This is a genomic window from Streptomyces sp. NBC_01317 (genome assembly GCF_035961655.1).
Lineage (GTDB): Bacteria > Actinomycetota > Actinomycetes > Streptomycetales > Streptomycetaceae > Streptomyces.
In genome coordinates, this window is the sequence record NZ_CP108393.1 from 3,112,099 (window position 1) to 3,133,993 (window position 21,895).

General features: G+C 68.0%; 10 protein-coding genes. 3 read left to right on the top strand and 7 right to left on the bottom strand.

The genetic code is table 11. The annotated features are described in order from the left end of the window. Positions 1 to 124: 124 nt before the first annotated feature. From OG349_RS13040 to OG349_RS13060, 5 genes are all read right to left on the bottom strand, one after another. Entirely contained in the window at positions 125 to 1,381 is a 1,257-nt protein-coding gene (locus OG349_RS13040; RefSeq protein ID WP_327234768.1) for a glycosyltransferase, read from the bottom strand. Between the two features lie 212 nt (positions 1,382 to 1,593). Then, entirely contained in the window at positions 1,594 to 3,660 is a 2,067-nt protein-coding gene (locus OG349_RS13045; protein ID WP_327234769.1) for a thioredoxin domain-containing protein, read from the bottom strand. 162 nt (positions 3,661 to 3,822) lie between these two features. Beyond that, a complete protein-coding gene (locus tag OG349_RS13050) occupies positions 3,823 to 4,395 on the bottom strand; it encodes an Imm21 family immunity protein (RefSeq protein ID WP_327234770.1) in 573 nt (190 codons plus the stop codon). Continuing rightward, positions 4,392 to 11,240 carry a polymorphic toxin-type HINT domain-containing protein gene (locus tag OG349_RS13055; protein WP_327234771.1) on the bottom strand — a complete coding sequence of 2,283 codons (6,849 nt, stop codon included), beginning with the start codon at positions 11,238 to 11,240 and terminating at the stop codon, positions 4,392 to 4,394. The genes OG349_RS13050 and OG349_RS13055 overlap by 4 nt, the downstream gene beginning before the upstream one ends. A 120-nt stretch (positions 11,241 to 11,360) precedes the next feature. Next, positions 11,361 to 15,713, bottom strand: a complete 4,353-nt coding sequence (locus tag OG349_RS13060; RefSeq protein WP_327234772.1) for a LamG domain-containing protein — start codon at positions 15,711 to 15,713, stop codon at positions 11,361 to 11,363. A 374-nt stretch (positions 15,714 to 16,087) separates the two neighbouring features. Here OG349_RS13060 and OG349_RS13065 point away from each other — a divergent pair, with 374 nt between their 5' ends. After that, positions 16,088 to 19,330 carry a tetratricopeptide repeat protein gene (locus tag OG349_RS13065; protein WP_327234773.1) on the top strand — a complete coding sequence of 1,081 codons (3,243 nt, stop codon included), beginning with the start codon at positions 16,088 to 16,090 and terminating at the stop codon, positions 19,328 to 19,330. A gap of 132 nt (positions 19,331 to 19,462) precedes the next feature. Here the strand turns inward: OG349_RS13065 and OG349_RS13070 are convergent, their stop codons facing one another. Together OG349_RS13070 and mca are read right to left on the bottom strand one after the other, a co-directional pair. Then, positions 19,463 to 19,765, bottom strand: a complete 303-nt coding sequence (locus OG349_RS13070) for a hypothetical protein (RefSeq protein WP_327234774.1) — start codon at positions 19,763 to 19,765, stop codon at positions 19,463 to 19,465. 1 nt (position 19,766) lies between these two features. Beyond that, entirely contained in the window at positions 19,767 to 20,648 is an 882-nt protein-coding gene (gene mca / locus OG349_RS13075; protein WP_327234775.1) for a mycothiol conjugate amidase Mca, read from the bottom strand. Positions 20,649 to 20,745: 97 nt separating this feature from the next. On the opposite strand from mca, the gene OG349_RS13080 reads away from it, so the two are divergent. Continuing rightward, positions 20,746 to 21,147 carry a DUF4307 domain-containing protein gene (locus tag OG349_RS13080; protein ID WP_327234776.1) on the top strand — a complete coding sequence of 134 codons (402 nt, stop codon included), beginning with the start codon at positions 20,746 to 20,748 and terminating at the stop codon, positions 21,145 to 21,147. 227 nt (positions 21,148 to 21,374) lie between these two features. After that, on the top strand, positions 21,375 to 21,872 hold the full coding sequence (gene greA, locus OG349_RS13085; protein ID WP_161310259.1) for a transcription elongation factor GreA: 498 nt from the start codon (positions 21,375 to 21,377) through the stop codon (positions 21,870 to 21,872). The last annotated feature ends 23 nt before the right edge of the window (positions 21,873 to 21,895 follow it).

Below are 21,895 nucleotides of genomic sequence, written 5' to 3' on the forward strand. Positions count from 1 at the left end.
ACCGTGAGGTGCCGCTTGTCCTTCTTCCTGCCGCCGTCGTGCTTTCCGCCGCCGTGTCGTCCGGGGGCAGGGCTTCGCTGCGCGGGGACGGCCGTTTCGGTCGTCACCGCGGGGAGGGTGGAGGTCACGCGTGGACGTCCTCTCGGATGAGGTGCGCGCCGACATGACTGGTCAGCTCCCAGTCGCTGCGCCCCCGCTGCTCGCGGTAGACGGCCCGGATCGCCGCGCCGGCGAGGAGCACCTGGTAGAAGGGGCCGCCGACGACGAGCTTCAGGTAGTGCCAGAAGCGGACGCGCAGCCCGTACTGCTTGCCGAAGTCGTGGAGCCCGACCACCTCGAAGACGAAGGTGACCATGGCGGTGACGAGCGGCAGGAAGGTGATGAAGGCGATCGCCACGGATACGTCGAGGAACAGCGCGATCGCCACGTTGAGCGGGATGACCACGCCGGTGAACGCCTGGAGGAACGGGGTCATCAGGGTGTAGCGGGCGAGCATCCGCTGCCCGGCCGTGGGGAGTTGCTTCCAGTCCTTCTTGCGGTAGACCTGAAGGAAGCCCTGGTTCCACCGGGTGCGCTGCTTGAGCAGGGACATCAGGGAGCCCGGGGTCTCCTCGCGGGTCACCATGTCCGAGTCGTACGCGACGACGACCTTCTTGCCGACGCTGGAGAGCCGTACGCCCAGGTCGCAGTCCTCGGCCAGGCAGTTGGGATCCCAGCCGCCGGCCTCGCGCAGGACGTCGGTCCGTACGAAGACGGTGTTGCCGCCGAGCGGGATGAAGCCCTTCTGGGCGTGCAGGTGGAGCCTGCTGCGGAACCAGAAGAAGTATTCGAGGCAGTTGCGCAGGCTGTACCAGCTGGAGTGGAAGTTGATCAGCTGGACACCGCCCTGGACCACGTCGGCGCCCGTGGTGCGGAAGGCGTGGTCGACGTGGGTGAGCAGCTCGGGATGGACCTGGTCCTCGGCGTCGAAGACCCCGACGACCTCGCCGGTGCAGTACGGCAGCGCGGTGTTGAGCGCCTTCGGTTTGTTCTTCGCCTCGTGGGTGTCGACGACGACCCTGACCCGCCCGGGGTCGCGGGCCGCGGCGCGCTCGGCGACCTCGGCCGTCTCCGGGTCGTCGTGCCCGACGATGACGATGATCTCGAAGTCGGTGTGGCTGGACTCCAGCAACCGCTTGATGGTCTGCTCCAGCACGGCCTGTTCGTGACGGGCGGGCAGGAGCAGCGAGAACGAGCCCGGCCGGCCGCCGTCGGGCCGGTCGAAGCTGGTCGAGGCCAGCGTCTCCGGCGTTCTCCAGGCATGCATCTGCCACCACAGCGTGAACGCGGCCATCCAGAAAAGTGCAAGTGAAACGGTGGCAATGAACACGGACGTGACCACACGGCCCCCCTCGGCCTGGGCGCACCGCGGCAAGGCCCCCCTTGGCCGCCTGCTGCCCGTCAAACCCCCTGGGACGCAGGTCCCCCCTGCGTACCCCTTGTGTCTCTCGTGAAGAGACTAGGGGGGACCTGTGACGGTCGGAGGGCTGTTTTGGTGAATACTGCGTTTCAGGCCGATTCGCGTCGCGTCACAATCCGGCCACGGCCGGGGGCTTACCGGTCAAATGCCCCCAACTCGGCTTTGAGCGCGGCCACTTCGGTGGTCGGGGCGGCGCAGACGAAGTGCCGGCAGACGTAGGCGGCGGCCTGTCCCGCGACCAGCGGCCGGTCCGCGAGGAGGGGGAACTCGTCACTGCCGGGTGTTCCGGCGGCCACGACCGCGCCGGGTGCGGTCGCCAGCAGGGCCGTACGGTGAAGCCCGGCCGTCCGCACGTCGCCGGTGGGGCCGAAGGAGGGGCCGACGACCGCGATCTCGCGCGGGCCGTCAAGGACGGCCTCGGCGACGGCGAGCCCCCAGCCGATGAAGCGCGGCGCGCGCGGGCCGAGCGCCTTCACCACACCCAACGCCCCCTCGGCGGCGGCCCGGTGGCGTGCGGAGCCGGTGTGGGCCGCGTACGAGAGCAGCGCGCCGGCGGCGGCCGTCCATCCTGAGGGGGTCGCGTTGTCCGTCGGGTCCTGGGGCCGCCGGATGAGCCGCTCGGCGTCGTGGGCGGTGTCGTACAGCGTGCCGCGACCGCCTTCGCCGTCCCTGGCGACGAACTGGTCCAGCACAATGTCCAGCAAGAAACCGGCGAATTCCAGCCAGGCCCCTTCACCGGTCACCCCAGCCAGCGCGAGGAACCCTTCCGCCACATCGGCGTAGTCCTCCAGCACCCCGGCGTTGGCGCCGGCCCTGCCGTCCTTGGACGTACGGGCGAGCCGCGCGGCGTCGTCCATGTGCAGCCGTACGAGCAGGTCGGCGGCCTCGGTGGCGCGCTCCACCAGGTCGGGCCGGTCGAAGTACGCCCCGGTCTCGGCCAGCGCGGCGATCGCGAGCCCGTTCCAGGCGGCGACGACCTTGTCGTCCCGGCCGGGGCGCGGCCGCTCGTCACGCGCGTCACGGAGCCGCCGCCGTACACCTTCGACCCTCCCGGCGTCCTCCACCCCTTCCCCCAGGGGCAATTGCAGCACGGAGGCGCCCTCCTCGAAGGTGCCCTCCTCGGTCACCCCGAAGTACCGCGCGGCGAACTCCCCGTCGACGTCGCCCAGTACGTGGCGCAGCTGCTCCGGGGTCCAGACGTAGAACGCCCCTTCGACGTGCTTCCCACTGACCTCGTCCTCGCTGTCCGCGTCGAGGGCGGAGGCGAACCCGCCCTCGGCGGTGCGCAGTTCACGCACCATGAAGTCGGCGGTCTCGACGGCGACCCGGCGCGCCAGGTCGGATCCGGTGGCGCGCCAGAGGTGCGCGTACACGCGGCACAGCAGCGCGTTGTCGTAGAGCATCTTCTCGAAGTGCGGCACCACCCACTCCCGGTCCACGGAGTACCGGGCGAAACCGCCCCCGAGCTGGTCGTAGATCCCGCCCCTGGCCATCGCCTCACAGGTGTCGGCGGCCATCTGGAGGGCGCCCTCGGCCCCCGTACGCCCGTGATGGCGCAACAGGAATTCGATCACCATCGACGGCGGGAACTTGGGCGCGCCACCGAACCCGCCGCGCCGTTCGTCGTACTCCCTGGTCAGCCCGAGCAGCGCCTGCGCCAGCTCCTCGTCTCCCGGCACGCCGTCCCCACCCTGCGCGAGCGACCGCCCGGCCAGCTCCCCCACAATCCGCCCGGCCACCTCGGTGACCTCGTCACGCCGGTCGGTCCAGGCGGAGGTGACCCCTTCCAGGACCTGCGGGAAGGAGGGCATGCCCTGGCGGGGCGCGGGCGGGAAGTACGTACCGAAGTAGAAGGGCTCCCCGTCGGCGTTCAGAAACACGGTCATGGGCCATCCGCCATGCCCGGTGGCGGCCTGCACGGCCTCCATATAGACGGCATCCACATCGGGCCGCTCCTCGCGGTCGACCTTGATGTTGACGAAGTGCCGGTTCATGTACGTGGCGGTGGTCGGGGCCTCGAAACTCTCGTGCGCCATGACGTGACACCAGTGGCAACTGCTGTACCCCACGCTGAGCAGCACCGGCACATCCCGCTTACGCGCCGCGGCAAACGCCTCCGGCGACCAGGGCCACCAGTCGACGGGGTTGTCGGCGTGCTGGAGAAGGTACGGAGAGGTCTCATGGGCGAGTCGGTTCACCATGCCCCCATCCTGCCCGAGGGCCGCGCCGCGAACGGTTTCCCCACACCCGTTCGCAGGCTCGGTCAAGCGCCGAAGGCCCCGGTGGCCCGGTGATCGCCACACTCAATGGCACCCCAGGCCCCCAGGACGGCTTCCACCTGGTCTAGCGCCCCCACGACATGGTCACAGCGTGGCCCGCGTCGCCAACCGGTCAGGAAGGGCGGTGAAATCGTTCACCGGACGGAACTGATGCAGCCGCCCTGCCGTATCCCTGCCCTCTGAATAGTCGGCCGTGAAGCACTCGTACTTCCCCGGAGGCAGGGGAAGTTCCAACATTTCACTCGCTTCCAACGTTTCACCAGAAGCTGCGGCGTCGAACATAACCACCCGATCACGAATATCGAACACAGGCCCGACCTGCCAATCCAGGACACCTTCGATAGAACGTCGCGCAGCTGATACAAGCGCACTCTCGGACGGTGCATATTGCCATTGCAAGACACACTTCAGATCCGGAATATAAACTGCTGGCAGGGGCTCGTCTGCGACAACCAGTCCCGTCGCCTCCAACTCTGGGGCCCCCACCCGAACGAGTCCGAGATATTCCTCTACCTCACAGGCCGCTTCATAGTCCGACCCATTACTCCCGAGCCAATGGGTCAAGCGTGAAGCAGGTAGGACCACGAACGGCCCCCCAGATGATTCGATCCACCGAAGCTCTTCCCCATCACGGCGGACTTCGCTGTCGCCCGTCATTTCCCCTTCAATTCGTATAGTGGTTTCATGATTGGGGCTAGTTGCCGGGCCCAACCTGCCTGCTGTCGACTACATGGCAAACACTGAGGGTAAAGGCGCTGAGGCGTACCATTGGGAACCCACGAGCTGATCGGCTGATGGTCCGGAACATAGTGTCCACTCTTTGTGAATGGGTCAATGGAGCCACATGTATGACAGCCGAATGCCTGACCGATTTCATCGATTCGGCGCCGCTCTTCAGGTGTGAATTTCTGAGACTTACTTGCGGCAGGGATCGACTCCTGCGCAAAATTCCCAAGCGTGCAAACGACTTCGGGGTCGCTACGACCGCCAGCATTGTGAACGAGGACTGGCGTGGCCCCCGCCACCACATAGTACGTATGGACGTCGTCCACCGTGAGGTCATGCGTGCGTTGCCGCTTCGCGTAGTGCACGACCTTGGCGATCTGGACGTGGGTGCCGACGCTCGTGCGTAGTGTCTGGCCCGGCTTGAGGTCTCCCGCGTTCACCCACGCCTTGAGCGCGGGAACCCAGAACGGGTGGGTGTCCGTCGCATCGAGGGTCGATGCACCGTCCGGGGTAGCGACCGTCAGCCTGGTGAACTGCTTGTCGTCCTCGGTGGTGATGGTCGCGACGACCTTCTTCTTCGTCGTCCTCCCCGTATCCGGATCGGTGACCACCACGACGTCACCCGTCTGAACGTCCTCGATCGCTTTGGTCGTTCCGTCCGCCAACAGCACCCCCGTCCCCGGGAGGAAGCTGTGCGGGACCGCACAGCTTCCTCCCGATTCCAGGATCTGATCAGCCCACTTCTGCTCCTTGCGCCATTTCCTGATGGCTTTGGCTATCTTCCAGGCGGACTTGGTGAGTTCGAGGGCCTTCTTGGGCCCTGCCGTCCATGGAATGACGCCGATCAGAAGACTCCCGCACCCCGCCACACTCCCGCTCACGCAGCTCTGAATGTCATCCAGGCCGATATACGACTTGAATAGATCCCAGCCCACCTTCTGGATGACCTCAACAACCGGAGTCTTCTTGACCGTCTGGGCACGGACGGTGTCCCGCTTCTGCTGTTTCACCGCTGCTTGCCCGGCCGCCGTGAGTTTCGGCGGTTTGGCCGCGTGGCCGGGCGGGTTGTTCTCGCAGTTCGCGCACGGGCGGGTGGGGCAGTCGATGTTCGGGCACGCGCCGGAGGGGTCGGCGTGGGTCAGCGGGTTGTTGCTGCCGTACGCGTAGCCGTTCATCTGCTGCGGATCCGACGTCACCATCACCGGGTCGACGGAGAGGAAACGGCCGAGGGACGGGTCGTACTCGCGTGCCCCCAGGTGCGTGAGGCCGGTGGTGGTGTCCTTCGTCCCTCCGACGAAACCATTTTGGCCGGGCCAGCTCGTAGGGGACGTACCCCGGGGATCCCCGAACGGTGTGGAGCGGCGCTGCTGCATCGCGCCGTCGGCGGCGTTGACGGCCAGTTCGGAAGTGCCGTTGTGGTCGCCGATGAGGAAGCTCAGCTTGTTGTCGTCGGTACGGATCGCCTGATTCCCGTCACCGATGTCGAAGTACTGGGTTCCCTTGGGAGAGGTCGTACCCTTCGTAAGCCTGATCTCGGTGGAACCGAGGTACAGGATGGTCTCCGACTCGGTGCGCTGGATCAGGCGGTTGCCGTCGGCGTCGTACACGTAGGAGGCGAGGGTCTTCGTGCCCCCGGCGCCGTCCGGAACCGTGACCTGCTGGAGATGCCCCTCGGTGTCCCAGGCGAGCGTCTGGGTGTTGCCGCCCAGGGTCCGGCTCTTCGTATTGCCCGCAGCGTCGTACGTGAAGTTGTCGCTCGACGTGCCTGTCGGGCCCGCGGTGTCGACCTGGGTGACCGCATGCGGCCGCACGCCGCCCGGGTCGGGGTACGAGAACGTACGCTTGACGTCCTTGCTCGCGTCACCGGATAGGTCGTGGTTGGTGTCCGAGAGCCGGTTGCCGCCGGCATCGTACGAATAGGACTGCCAGTACGGAGCCGGGCCGCCGAGAAGACCGGCGCCGGGTGTCTCCCCGCAAGTCTGCGTCCCCTGGGTCCACGCCTCAGTCAGCCGGCCCAAGTAGTCATAGATGAAGCACTGGTTGTCGGTGCCGGCCCGTGAAACGTCCCTGACGGACGTCACGTTGCCCGCCTCGTCGTAGCCGTAGGTGGCGGACTTGTCCGTACCGAGGACGTTCTCCCGGTTCACCGCGGAGTTGGAAAGTCGCTGCGTCCCAAGCTCGTACGTGTTGTTGACCTGCGTCTTCGCACCGCCGTTGCGGTACGTGTAGGTCAGGGGTTTGCCGGTGAAGCTGTAGATCGTGCCATCGATGTACGTGGACTGGGTGAGCGACCCCGCGAGCCGGACAGGACGCAGTACCTCGTCATACGTGGGGACGACGGTCTCGGCGGGGAGGTTGCCCACCGCCGGATAGCTGACGGACTGGACCGTTCCGTCCACGTTGTACTTGGTATTGCTCTGGTACGACCCGGCCAGCGCCTCCTCACCCTTCACCGAGGGGATGTTCGTCGTGACCCGGTTCGGCCGGTAGAGCGTGTCGTACTGGCTGTAGGACGTCGTGTAGGCGACTCCGCTCGCTCCACCGATGTAGCGGCTCACCGAGTCGAGCTGCCCCTCGGCGCCGGACGGATCCCACGTCCGCTTGGTCAGGAGCGGCCCGGAGGCATCCCCCTCGTGGGTCTCCGTCTCACGGCCGAGACCGTCGTAGACGTGGGTGATCGTCTTCTGGTTGGCGTCCTTGGACCAGATGAGCTGGTCACGGTCGTCGTAGAAGGAGGAGGAGTCACCCTTGTCGGGATCGTGCGAGCTGATCCGGTTGCCGCGTTGGTCGTAACCGAAGGTCCACTTGTTGGCCGACGGGTCGGTGACCTCGATCAGTGCGCCGGCCGAGTTGTACTCGTAGTGCGTGGTGTCGAAACCGACGCTGGGCGTCGGCCGGTGCTGGAGCAGGTCGGTCGTGTTTCCCCGCGCGTCGCTGACCGTAGTGGTCGGCGTGGCACCCTTCGGCGGAATCATGGTGATTCGGTCGCCGCGGTACGTCGTACTGGTGGTGGAGGTCACCCGTGCGCCGTCGTCGTCACCCGCGATCTGCTGGGATTTGACCGTGCGGCCGAGCCCGTCGAACGTGTTCCAGGTCTGGGTCTCGACAGAGAGCGAGTTGTCCAGTTTGACGGCGGCCGTGGAGGGCGCCGAGGGGTTGTAGTAGGGCGCGAATGCCTTCTCGACCAGTCCCCGCTCGTCGTAGAACGTGTCCGTGACCAAGCGGCCGCCCTTCGGCCCGGGGGCCTGTGTCTGGCGGGGGCGCAGGAATCCATCGAGGAGTTCGTAGCTGGTCAGCTGGCCAGTCCCAGCGAGGGTCCTCGTGCCGACCGCGACGGGGTTGCTGCCGTCGACGGTGTAGGTGAATTCGAAACTGGCGACCGGAAACGAGCTCCTGGGACGATTGGGCAGCCAGATCCTCAGGTTTCGGCCGAGTGCGTCGTACGTGGTCTCCGTACGCTTGAGGTTCGTGTCAACGACGATGGTGGGCTGACCCCTAAGTGGGTCATACGTAGTCGTCACGACCTGCGCCGTGGCCGCGTCGCCCGCCGTCGCGGGCGGCGTCGTCACGGTCGATGTCTTGGCGAATCCGGTCGCCGGGGCGTACGCGGTGGTCGTGGTCCTGCCGTCGGCGCGGGCCATCCGCACGGGCGCGGTCGTCTCTGTGGCAGTGACCGTCGCGGAGATGTCCTTCTCGCTGAGCTGGCGACCGTAGGTGTCGTAGCCCGACTCCGACTCCAGGTAAGTGGCGGTGGTGCCGTTGTGGGAGCTCAGCTTCGCCTCGCGTGTCGCATCGCCCTTGGTGGGTGCCTTCCCGTAGTCCTGCCCGTCGTATGCGGTCCGCACGTCCGAGATGACGTCCTTGGCACGCTTGGGGGTGTCGGCGCACTTGCCGGCGACAAGCTCGGCGCGGGACGGGGCGTCGAAGATCCAGGCCGAGTCGTTGTCGACGTACGTGGTGCGGGTGCACTGGTTGTCGGCAGAGGTGGACTCGTCCCCGAAGTCGTCGGTCTGGATGACCCGGCCGGCTTTGGTCTCCAAGATGTTGACCCGGTTGGTCGTCCGCCAGGAGGTACCAGCCCCGTCGTCGAGAGAGGTCCAGGTGCGGGCTGAGGCTATGCCGGTCAGGTTGGCGGTGGTGGTGCCCCAGGAGCGGACTCGCTTCGCCGTCTCGTGGTGCCAGGGCGTGCTGACGGTCTTTTCGAGGACCTTCCCGCCGGGGCCGTCGTATTGCTCGGTCCGGTACTCGAAGCCGACCGCGGAGTCGTGGTCCGTGATCGTGCCGCCGTTACCGTCGGACACGGTGACCGTCTTCGTGCCACCGGCGGGCGCCGCCTTGTCGCCGTCCATTCCGCGCAGGAAGTAGTGGTCAGTCTGGGACTTCATGCCCACCGGGTCCGCACCGCCTGTCTGCACCCGGACGTGGCCGTAACCGCGCCAGGTGGACCAGGTCTTGTACTTCTCCTTGGTCAGTCCGTCATCGTCGTCGTAGTGCCAGGCCGCGCCGTCGAGGTAGCTGTACCGCGTGGTCATGTCCGGCGAAAGCTGGGCGCGGTCCTTCTGCGTCACCAAGTCAACGACGTACTTGTTGAACCACTGGAGGCTCGGATCGGCGTCTCCCTGCCGGGTGAAGAACACTGGGTAGCAACGGGTGGAGTTGGTCTGCGGAGTCGGCAGGTTCGCGGCGTCGCAGGGCGCGGTCGAGTAGTTGACGACTACCCTGCCTCCGGACTCGTCCTCCACCACGTTCAACCGCTCCTTGATGAACGGAGAAGTATCGTCGCCGGGCAGGTCAAGGCGATTGGCACGCTGGTCGTAACCGAAGGTCACCTTGGGGAGCGTGATCGCCGGGGCGGCAGAGGATCCGGTGTGCTCAACGGAATCGAGGAGCAGTTGACGGTCGATGTCCGCCATGCCCCAGTGGTGAGCGAGCTTCCAGGAGTCGACCGCGTCGTACGCACCGTCGGTGCCCAGGACACTGGTGGTGACGTCGGTCAGACGCTTGCGCGTCCAGAACGTGGGCGCCGCGGAGTTCGTGCAGTCCTTGCCCGCCACGCAGTTCAGGTCCCACGGCGTGTCGTACCAGTAGGACGCCTTGTCGTCGATCGTGGCGGCCGCGCAGGTCACGCCCGCCTCGGGCAGGCATCGTTCGGACGAGGTGAAGTCCGCCGTGGCCAATGCCTTGGCGCTGTAGACCGTCGTGGACCGGAGGCCATACTCGATACGGTCCAGCGTGCCGCCGCGGGTGTACGCGGTCTCGTCAGCGGGCTTCAGGTTCCGGCCGTAGTAGTTCGTCTCTTTGTCGTAGTAATAGGCGATCGCGTTGCCGCGGGGGTCGACGGCGTAGTCGAGATTCCAGCGCCAGGCCTGCTGGCACCAGGAGTCGGCGAAGGCGGCGGCGTGGCACTTCTCGCCCGTGTCGTTGCCGTACACCGGCAGCGTCCAGGTCGAGTCGGTGGTCTCGTTACCGGACTTCCAGCCGGGCAGTTTGTGATAACCGAAGTAGTACTGGACCCCGTCGGTGGTGGTGACGCGCCAGTACTCCTGGTCGTTGTCTCCGTTGTCACGCACGTCGGTCGCCGAGCCGTAGATCCGCTCGACCTTGGTGCCGTCGTCGCCCTTGACCTTGAAAGCGTCGGTGCCGTCGGGGATGAGCTCGCCCGAGTGCCCGTTGAAGGACAGCGTGGCGTTGTCGTAGCCCCAGCACATGTCGCCCGGCTTGAGCCCGTCGGCGTTCTTGACACCCTCGTCGACGCAGGACTTGTAGCTGCGTTCGATGAAACCGGGCGACAGGTCGAAGCCGTCACCAGCCCAGGACGACTGGTTGTTGGTGCTGGAGGTACGCCCGTCGACGCCGGCCGACGAATACGTCAGACCCACCTGCGGGACGAAGCCTCCGGGAACCTGAGGCACGGGCATGTCGTACGACCACGAGAAGTCCCCCGTGTTCAGGTTCGTCTGCCAGGCCGACGAGGCGGACAGCTGGCTGGCCGTGTAGTCGCCGTGATCGCTGGAGGCCGCGGTGGTGACCGCCAGCAGTATCGGCTCGTATGCGCCGTTCTCCTCGGCGGGCAGGGTCAGACCCGTGGCGGTGAGGGTCTGCGTCACCGAGTTGTTGCGTGCAGCGACGGGCTCGGCGGCCGAGCACTCGCGCGCGCCGGGACGGGTGGCCGCACAGGCCGGCAGCTGTACGAGCCTGAGGCGGGTCGCGTAGGCACCGCCGTAGGCTTGGGCGAACGCCGCGTAGTCAACGCCGACGCCGAACGCTTCGCCGTCTGCGCCGGGCACGCGCTGGACGGAGAAGAGCATGCCCTCCACACCGGCGCGCTCGGCCGTCTTCCTGTCGAGCACCCGGACTGTGGCTCTGCCCGACAGGGGAGTGTCCGTTCCAGCAGAAGCAGCGGAGCCCGTCGAGCGTCCCTTGGAGGACATCGTCTTCGTTGCTGAAGCGGTCAGGGTGATCGGCAGCTTTCCGGCCTTCACCCATGGAGCGGATTCGGCCGCGCCGGCGGACGGGAGCGAGACCGTGGCGGATCCCACCCCGGGCCAGGCCTCCAGAGGCGCCTCGGCCGGTGTCTTCGGCCCCTTTCCAGTCGTACGGGGAAGTGCCTTCACCCCGTGCCCCGACAGCGCCTTCTCCGAAGCGGGAACCTTCGGCAGCGTGCTCCTCGCCTCCGCCGGACTCATCGTGACGGCCTGCACCAGCGTGCAGACCATCACCGCCGCCAACGACAGCGCGATCCTGCGCCGCGTCCGGGTCTGCCCTCTCCCCGCCATGCCCCGCTCCATCATGTCCGCCTGTCTCCCGCTGCGCGCGCAGCTCTCACCCCGGCCTGCCGGCCCGCGGGACGCTGTCCTGAAAATGACCTCGGTGATGCCGTGACCGCTCTCCGGCGGCTACCTCGGCCCGGGCGTGGTGGGGATGTCCTGACCGCTGGCCAGTGCCGCCACCTGTGTGTCGCTCGCCGCTCCCGCGAAGGCCCACACGTCGTCGACGGCTCCGCTCCAGTACTCGCCCCAAGTGGTGGCACTGGTCTTGACGCGCCCCAGTTGGAGGCCCTTGGCGGCCGTGAACGGCAGTACCGAGGAGTTCCACGGCACCGATTCCGTACAGCCGGGTTCGTCGGGATTCCCGTCTTCGTCATCGTCGACACACAGCGCCGGAATCAGTTGCCCGTCGACGTACAGCCGCATCTGTCCCGCGTAGGCGTCGTACACGACCGCGAGGTGGTTCCAGGAACTGTTGATCTGGAAGTTGGAGCTTTCGGCCGTCGCCGTCGCCGCCGTGGCACTGTCGCCGCTCGCCATGACGAGCTGCCAGCGTCCGGCGTTGGCCGGGTCCGCCTTGTCTGGGACATAACGCACCGCGAAACCGCTGGTGTTGGTCCCAGCCATGCTCATCACCGTGACCGGCTTGGTGGGCCGGGACGGCGCTGTCACCCACGCGCTGACGGTGAAGCTGCTGGCCGTGTCCACCGGCGAGGTGGTCGTGGAGGCAAATCCCGTACTGGTTCCGCCCAGGAGCAGACCGCCGGTGCCCACCATCGTGTTGGACGCGTCGATACGCGCACCGCTTCCGAGGGAAAGCGCCCGCGCGATGTGGTCCTCACGGGTGAGGTCGTCCGGACTCGTGAGGGGTGTGCCCGAACTGGCGTCCAGCTTCCAGCGCCCCTCGATGCTCACCTGCGCGTCGAACAGTTCGGCGATCTCCGGTGCGGAGAGAGCGCGATCGTACAACTGAACACCGGAGATCTGCCCCGGGAACAAACTGTCCAGCGCGCCGTTGTACGAACCGGCTCCGATCTGGACGGCGCCTCCCGCGTAAAAGGGGGAGTCGAACTTTGTGGTCGACACCCACTTGCCTTGCACATAGAGCCTGAGATCGTTGGTGACCGCGTCGTAGGAGCCGACGACCTGGGTCCACTCACCCCCCGGTGCCCTGTTCGGGTCTCCTTGTGCGGCACGGACAGGAGCGCCGTCGGCGGTGTCTGCCGAGTACTGGTTGAACGCCCAGCCGTACGTAGGTGAGTAGTAGAGCTCGAAGCCCGGCTTCACCGTCCCCGCCTGGGTGGCAATGATCGCGGCGTGGGTGGGCTTGGTCTTGGGGAGTTTCGCCCAGGCCGCGACCGAGAAGCTGCGCTGGTTGTTCAGATGCGGAACTCCGGCGGTGGCGTAGTCGTCGATCCCGTCCAGGCTGAGCGCCTTGCCCGCCCGGCCCGGCTGGCCCGGCTTGGCCCCGCCCTTGAACACCGCAGGAGCGACCTCCGCCCGTCCGGCCACCTGTGTGGTCGGCTCACCCTGGTCGTCGGTGGCGGGATCGTCGAGGGGTATCACTGCACGGGCCGGGCGTCCGATGCCTGACTGCTTGGTGTAGAGACGGCCGACCTCGGTGGCCGACAGGGGTTTGTCGTAGAGGCGGACATCGTCGACCGTCCCGGGGAAGAAGCTGGCCTGCGCACCGGCGTAGGAACCCGCGCCGATCTGTAGTCCACGACGTGCGCTCCAGGGCTGTGTGTACGGCACTGAGCCGGCCACGGCCCCGTTGACGTACAGCGAAAGCTCGTCGGTCCCGGAGTTGTAGGTACCCGCCAGGTGCACCCACTCCGACGCCTTGACTCCGCCGGCGGTTGCCTGCATCACGCGTACGGGGGTCGCGTTGGGCGTGTCTGCGACGTACTGGTTGAACGCCCAGCGGTCGAAGGTTTTCGAGTAGTACAGCTCAAAGCCGGGTGCGTTGTTGCCGGGCTGTGCCGCGATGACGGCGGCCGCGTCGGGCACCTTGTCCAGCTTTGCCCAGGCCGAGACCGAGAATCCGGAGGACGTGTCCACCGTGGGAATGTCGGACTGCGCGAAGTCGTCCGTGCCGTCGAGGGACATCGCGGTGCCACTGACGCCGGGAACGCCAGGGGCACCGAGCACCGGTCCACCGTGGAGGTCCAGCGTCCGCTCTCCGCCCGAGCCGACCGCCTGGGTCGCCCCCGTGTCCTCGTCCAGGCTCCACTGGGCGCGGACCGGCTGCCCGGCCTTCACGCGGAAGCGGTAGGACACCGGCTCACTCGCGTTGCCCGCAGCGTCGAAGCTCTTCGCGAAGACGAAATTGGTCCCCGACCTGGTGGGACGGAAGCTGACCGTCCTGGCCGCACCACCGGTCGTCGTGAGCTGATTCGCCGACGAGGGTTCCTCGTTCACACCGAACCAGTACTTCGTGACGGTCGTGTCCGTGGATGAGATGGTGAAAGTGCCGTACTGGCCGACCCCGTCGTACGAGGGATCTTTCGAGTCACTGTCGTCCACGGCTGGATAGTCACCGGACGCCACGGTCGGGCCGGGCGGCACGCTGGTGTCCCAGACGAAGTAGCAGCCGGTGGCGGACCCCGCAGCAGACCATGGCGAGTAGCTGTAAGACTTGCCCTCGTCGTAGTCGACGGCCCGGACGAACCACGCCACCGTCTTGTTCTTGGGAATCTTCTTCCCGTTCGACAGCGTCTCGGTCAGGCGGGTGGAGAAGTTACTGCCAGACTTGTCATGGGCCATCTTCGCGGACGTCCACTGCGCGGCAAAGCCACTGCCCGAGTCCCACCACACCTGGAACTGGACGCTCACCTCGTCGCCATCAGGATCTTTGACCCCGTTCGCCGTGATCTTCGGGAGGGATCGAATGGAGATCTTGTTCTCGGGCTTCTTGCAGGACCCGCCCGGTTCCATCACCAATTGCGACATCGCGACCTGCTTGGGCGACTGGTTGAATTTGACCCGTAGATAGGTGTCGTCCGTGAACCGCTTCCAGCCGTATTTGTCGTCCTCGTTCGACGCGCGCAACCCGAAGGAGGTGGTGGACGAGCCGTGCGTCGCGGCGTACTTCACGCCGGACGTTGCGTCGAACTCCACGTCCCCTGCGGGGCAGGACGAACTGTTGCCCTTGGCCACATCCCGTGTGTCGAGTTTCTGAAGCCAGTTGTCGCTGGAACTGTTCCATGTCGTCGACGAGTTGAAGCCCTTCGTCCGCCAGAGCTCCACCGATCGCCCATCACACGACCCCGACCAGGTCTCGCGTGCGACGAAGGTGGCACTGAGGATCGACTTACCACCGAAGTCGGCCGTCGGGAAGGTGTAGAAGATCCGCTTCACGTCGAACGGGGCGCAGTAGTCCCATCCGCAATAACCCACGCCCGCGTCCGGGTCACCATTGAACCGCCACTGCGGCGACGACGCCCAGTACCGGGACACCATCGTCCACTCCCCCGCCTTGGGTGTGTGGGTGGTCGGGTCGATGTAGACCGGGAACGTCGTGTTGGAGTCCTTCAGCATTCCCTGGTCGGGCGTGAGGGTCAATTCACTTCCGTCCGGGGACACATCGACCCCGATCGGCGCCACATTGGCGGCGTCGCCGATGCCGACCCCAGCGCCGGGTGCGGCCGAGGGGGTATTCACGAGCGCGGCCTTCCGCTGTGCGCCCTGCGCGGGAGAAGCCGACAGGGCCGAGTCCCACATGTACGGCTTCGGTGCCTGGAACACCACGCCCCCGGCACTCTTGTCCACTGCCTCCAGGCCGCCGGAGGTCGACTCCGTCAGATCCAGCCCCGGCGAGTCCACCCTCAGTTTGAGCGTGGCGAGCCGGGGATCCTTCGCCGCCTCGGGAGTGCGAACCACCAGTAGTTCGGAGAAGCCGTCGGTGGCCGAGGTCACCTGGAGATCGATGTCGGGCAGTACGTTCGCGTACGTGGCCGTGTCACCGGCGAGGGACGGCGTCGGCAACGTTGTCGGCCAGGTGAACGACAGTCGCTTTCCGGCGCGTTCCAGCGTCGCCACGGGGGTAGTGCCACCCCCGGAGAGCACAAGACCCACGGCCGCCGCGTTCGGCGTCACGGTGCCGTCCTGACGCCGTGCCAGGGTGTTGTCGATGGTCTTCCACCGCCCGTCGAGCCTGGTCCGTACCGGCTTGAGGTGCTGCACGGCCTCCAACTGACCGTCGGGAGTGGCGTACACCTCGCTCGACTCGGTGCGCAGGGAAGTGATCTCGACATTCGCGCCGCTGGAGCGGGCGGCGCTCGCGGCCGCGTCCGAGGGGTCCGACGTTTTGCCGCCCTCGGCCGCGCCAGCGACTGTGGAGGTGGCCGCCTCTGCGGCGCCCGGAGCTGCGAAGTGCGTCGGCGCTCCGAAGGCGGCCGACGGTAGGGCGCCGACGGCGATCGCCACAGCGACGGCGATCGCCGGCAATCTTCCGGTACCGCGCCCCTGACCAGCCTTCATCACAACGCTCTCCCCCCGACCCGCAGCATCCTCACCATGGGGTCACATGATCTTCATAAGCGTCTCGATCTATTCACTTTGCGAGCGAACACGTCAAGGGCAACTCTGTCCGATAAACGGACACCAGTACGCGTTATCGGCCGCCACACGTCACCGCCCGATAGCCACACCTGCACCATGCGTCACTTTTTGCACGGAAGTTCTCGCGGCCCAATCCGGGCATGTCGGGTCCTCGACTTCGGTCCAGCGCCGAATCGATCACGCCATCCACCACCTCAGCCTTTACCGTTCCTTGACCCTGGCCCGGCTCCCTCGCGCTCTCGCTGTGTGCGCAGGACAATGGCCCCTTCGTGGCCATCCGGAGGGGGACGTTCATGCGGGAGAGTCATCGGGCTGAGGCTGAGCGGCTGTTGGTGCGGGCCGTGGAGGAGGAGGTGCGGCGGTCCGGGGGGCGGGTTGACGCGGGGGGTTTGTTGACGCGGGGGCGGGGGGCGCTCGACTCGTTGGCCGCCGGGGCCGGGGAGGAGTACGACGCGTACGTGCGGGCCCTTGACGCGGAGCGGCAGGGGCGGGCGGAGTTGTCGGCCCGGCTCAGTTGGCAGGCGCTCGGAACTCCCGTGCTCGTCACCGCCGTTGCCGCGGCCGCCGCCGTCGGCGCCGACGTCGCGCTCGGTACCGCCGCCGCCACCGCGCTCGGTGCGGGAGCCGCCGTCGCCGTCGCCGGGGCCGCGACCACCGCCGCCCGCGTCACCGCCTCCCACTGGCCCGCCGCGCACCGGCGGGCCGGCGCGGCCGGGCAGCCCGGCGGGGCCGAGCAGCTGCGGCTCCAGTGGCTGACGGCGCTGGAGGTACGGTCCATCCGGCCGTTCCTGGACCAGCAGCGCGTCCTGACCTCCGCCACCCGGCGCACCACGAAGCAGCCGGCCGTGGCGCCCCAGCTGCGCGGCGGGGACCGCAGTGCCGCCGCGCGCCGCCGCAGTGTGCTGGAGCAGTCCTTCGGCCATCTCCCGGAGCCCGAGGGACCGTTCACCGGGCGCCGCGCCGAGATGGCGCGGATCGCGCAGTGGGTGCACGCCGCCCGTGTGTCCACGGAGACCAGGCCGACCGTCGTGGTGCTCCACGGCGAGCCGGGTTCCGGACGTTCGGCGCTGGCCGTACGGGCCGCGCACCAGCTCAAGGACCAGTTCCGCGGCGCGTGTGTCGTCGACCTCCGGGGCGGCGACGGGGGTGAGCCTCCCCTGTCCACCCGGGACGCGCTGCTCCACCTGCTGAACCGGCTCGGCGCGCCCCGCGAGCAGCTGCTGTTCCGCGAACGGTCCTCCCCGGAGCAACAGGTACGGCGGCTCGCCGAGTTGTACCACCAGCACCTGACCGGCCTGCCCGTCACCGTCGTCCTGGACGACGCCTCCGACCCCGAGCAGATACGCACCCTCGTCCCCGAACGCTCCGACAGTCTGGTGTTGGTGACTGCCCGTCAGCCGGTCGAGCTGGCCGCCGATGTGCCCGCCTGGGTGCATCAGCTGCCCGTCGAGGCCCTGGACGCGGTCGGTGCCGAGGAGTTGCTGCGGGAATCCGCCGAACACTCCGCCGAGTCCGCCGCTGCCCCCTACGACAGCCAGTCGACCGACCTGGTACGGGAGTTGTGCGCCGGCCTGCCCCTCGCGCTGCGCATCGCGGGCTCCTCCCTCGGCGCCCGCAGCACCCAGCAGCTCGCCGCCGAACTCTCGGTCGCCGGACGCGGGGTCGGGGCCGTGGAACGCGCCTTGTGGCTGCGCTACAACGACCAGAACGAACAGACCCGCAGACTGCTGCGCCGCCTCGCCCTCGCGGGCCGCGCCTCCCTGGGCGCCGCCGCCGCGGCGGCCCTGCTGGCGACGGACGAGCAGGAGGCGGGACAGCGGCTCGCCGCGCTGTCCCGCGCCGGCCTGATCGACCACGTACGGTCCGGCCGCTACCGGCTCCACGACGCCGTACGGGCCTTCGCCCACGCCCGCCTCCTCGACGAGGAGGAGGACGCCGACCGTACCGCCGCACAGGAACGCCTCATCAGGAACTACGGCGAGCTGGCCGGCTCCGTGATCCGCATGGTCGACGGCAAGACATCGACCCGCGCCGACCTGTTCAGGACCGCCGCCGGCGGCCACGGCTTCACCTCCCTGGACGCGGCGCTGCGCTGGCTGGACGACGAGTCGAGCTTCATCACCGCCACGCTGCGCCACGCCGAGGGCGTCGACCAGCGGGCCGTACTGAACCTGCTCGGCGCGCTCTGCGACTACTGCCTGCTGCGCGGCGACCTCTACCGGCTGGGCGAGATCAGCGAGTTGACCCAGGCCGTCGACCAAGGACTGCTGGTCCGCTCGGTCCAGTGGCGAACGGGCATCGCCGCCCGCCAGCTCGGTGAGCTGGACAAGGCCCGTACGACCCTGACCTCCGTGGTCGACCTCTACCGGGAGGCCCAGCACGACGCCGGGGCCGCCCTCGCCCTCTGCTCCCTCGGCATCACCCTGCACCACCAGGGCAATCTCCCCGAGGCATCGGCGAAGCTGCGCGAGGCGCTGGACCTCCAGTCGGCGAAGGAACTGGCCGGCGACCGCGCCTGGACGCTCCACGCGCTGGCCGCCGTCGAGCGCGACCGCGCCAACCTCGCCGAGGCCCTCACGCTGCTCGCCACCGCGCTGGTGCTCCACCGCGAGAACGAGTCGGTGCACGGCGAGGCCTGGTCCCACTTCCAGCTGGGCCAGGTGTGCCTGCGCATGGGAGACGTCCCGCGCGCCGAGTCCGAACTGCGCACCGCCTCCGACCTGTACGGCCGCACCCAGGACCGCCGGGGCGAGGCCTGGGCGCTGACCCAGCTGGCCAGGGCCCGGCTGGTGGACGGCGAACCCGCCCCGGCCGCCGGGCAGTTGCGCGAGGCGCTCGCCCGCCACCGCGAGAACGAGGACGCCCGGGGCGAGGCCTGGACGCTGTACTACCTCGGCCAGGCCCTGGAGGAGAGCGGCGAACCGGGCCAGGCCGTAAGGGAGTTGGAGCGGGCGCGCACGATGTTCTCCCGCATGCGGGACGTGTACGGGCTGGCCTGCGCCCGGCACCACTCGGGCCGGGTCACCCGCGACCAGCAGGCCGACCGGACGGGCAACCTGCGCAACTCGGGCTTCGCCCGCCAGCTGCTGGTCGACGCCCGCGCGGACTTCCGCCGCATCGGCGTGGCGCACGGCGAGGCCTGGACCTGTCTGGAGCTGGCCGTCATCGACGCGGGCAACAACCGCGCGGCCCAGGCGCTCCAGCTGTGCGACGAGGCTACGGCGCTCTTCACGTCGTACGAGGACCGGCGCGGCGCGGACTGGTCACGCTTCCTGCGCTGCACGCTGCTGCCGTACGCCTCACCCGGCGGCGTCGAGGTGGGGTCCGTGGTCGCCGAGCAGGAACTCGCCGAACTGGCGGCCGCACGCCACACGACCCGGGACGGCAAGCTGGAGGACTGCGCGGAGGCGTTCGCGGTGGTGCTGGACCGGGGCATCACGCTGGAGGACGGCTGGCAGGCCTGGCGCCTGGGCATGATCCCGAACCGCCACGCGCGCGAGGTGATGGGCGTCCCGGTGGGGGTGGAGCAGCCCTGAGCGAATCCGGTACGGGAAGAGTCCTGAGCAAATCCGGTACGGGGTACTGAGCGGAGCCGCTACGGGCAGGATCCTGAGCCGAGCCGGTACGGGGCCGGTACGCGCCGCACGCACAGCGCGGACCGGCTCCGGCTATTCCTTCTTGCCCGGCACCCGGTCCGCCGGCGCACCGGTGGCCGCCCCCGCGCCCACCGCGTCCGCCGGGGCAGAAGCCCCCGGCGCCTCGTCCGAAGCCCCCGAAACCTCGTCCGAAGCCTCCGGCGCCTCCTTGAAGTCGACCTTCCCCATGTGCCGGTTCATCGACTTCATCAGCCACCACAGCCCCGCCGCCATCACCGCGAAGACGACAAAGCCGAGAACGCCGGGAGTCACCTTGTTCTCGTCGAGCTCCTGCGCGAGCGGAACGACGTGTGTCACTGCCTGGGTCGCATACATATCAGGCATTGTCGCGGATGCCCGCGAAGAGGTCGCTCTCGGGGAGGGAGGTATCGACGAGCGACTTCGCGAGCTCGTACTCCTCGGTCGGCCAGACCTCCCGCTGGAGATCCATCGGCACCCGGAACCAGCCGCCGTCCGGGTCGATCTGCGTGGCGTGCGCGATCAGCGCCTTGTCCCGGATCTCGAAGAAGTCCGCGCACGGGACGTGCGTGGTCAGCGTCCGCGCCTTGCGCTCGAACTCGTCCCAGCGCGCCAGCCAGTCCCCGTACGGCGACTCCAGGCCACGGGCCAGCAGCGCCTCGTGCAGCGCGACCGTGCGCTGGAGGTTGAAGCCCTGGTTGTAGTAGAGCTTCCGCGGCTGCCAGACGGGGCCGAACTCCGCCTCGGGGTACTTCTCGGTGTCCGTAGCGCCCTCAAAGGCGACCACCGAGATGTTGTGGGTCATGATGTGGTCCGGGTGCGGATACCCGCCGTTCTCGTCGTACGTCGTGATGACCTGCGGCCGGAACGAGCGGATCAGCCGGACGAGCCGCCCCGCCGCCACGTCCACGTCCTCCAGCGCGAAGCACCCCTCGGGAAGCGGCGGCAGCGGATCGCCCTCGGGCAGCCCGGAGTCGACGAACCCGAGCCACTCCTGCTTCACACCGAGGATCTCGCGCGCCTCGGCCATCTCCTTCTTACGGACCTCGTGGATGTGCTCCTCGATGTAGGAGTCCCCCTGGAGCTTGGGGTTGAGGATGGAGCCGCGCTCGCCTCCGGTGCAGGTCACGACCAGCACGTCCACCCCCTCGGACACGTACTTGGCCATGGTGGCCGCACCCTTGCTCGACTCGTCGTCGGGGTGGGCGTGGACGGCCATCAGTCGCAGCTGGTCAGTCAAGACTCGATCCTCAGTGATTCGTCGCATCAGGCGGCTTCTATAGTGACGGATATCGGGGGGAGGAAATTCCGGCCGCCCGACTCCGGGAGGAACGACCATGGCTGTGGTACGCGAGCAGCTCCCCCAGGGACGCTACGGCCGTTCGGCCGACCAGCGCGCCGACCGCCGCCTGAAGATCACCGGCGCCGTCCTCGGAGCGCTCGCGGTGGTCCTGCTCGGCTGGTACGGATACCACTCCATCGCCGGGCAGAGTGTCTCCGGCGAGCTCATCAAGTTCAAGCGGGTTTCCGCCACCTCCGTAGAGGCGCACCTGGAAGTCCGCAAGAAGCGGGACGCCACCGGCACCTGCACCCTGCGCTCGCTCGCGGAGAGCGGCGCCGAGGTCGGCCGCAAGGAGGTCCGCTTCACCAAGGGTGAGACGCGGGTCGACGAGGTCGTCACGATCAGGACGACCGAGAGCGCCACCGCGACGGAACTCGTGGGCTGCACGACCGACTGACCCGTGGGCCGCGCGAGCGACTGAGGCACCAGGGCCGGCGGCCCCGCGACCGCCCGTTCCGACCCACCGCACCTTACGGCTCTGACCTGCGGTGACGTATTTCTGATGGCATTCGTCCTCCCCCTTACGCCCTGAAATTGTTAGGCTCGTGGTTTCGCCCCACCGAGAAGGCACAATCTTCTGGGTAGGGCGTTGCTTTGTATTCCCAGTACCTACGAGGAGCACCTGTGACCCAGACCAGCGAGAACGTGACCTGGCTCACCCAGGACGCGTACAACCAGCTGAAGGCCGAGCTGGACTACCTGTCTGGTCCCGCCCGCACCGAGATCGCCAAGAAGATCGAGGCTGCTCGCGAGGAGGGCGACCTGCGGGAGAACGGCGGGTACCACGCGGCCAAGGAAGAGCAGGGCAAGCAGGAGCTCCGGGTCCGCCAGCTGACCCAGCTCCTCCAGAAGGCGAAGGTCGGCGAGGCGCCCGCGGACGACGGCGTGGTCGAGCCCGGCATGGTGGTGACCATCGCGTTCGACGGCGACGCCGACGACACGGTGACCTTCCTCATGGCGTCGCGTGAATACGCGAGCGCCGACATCGAGACGTACTCCCCGCAGTCCCCGCTGGGCTCGGGTGTGAACGGCAAGAAGGTCGGCGACGACGCGGAGTACGAACTGCCCAACGGCAAGAAGGCCGCGGTGAAGATCCTCGCGGCCAAGCCCTACCAGGGCTGAGCCCGACACGAACGCGAGCAGGG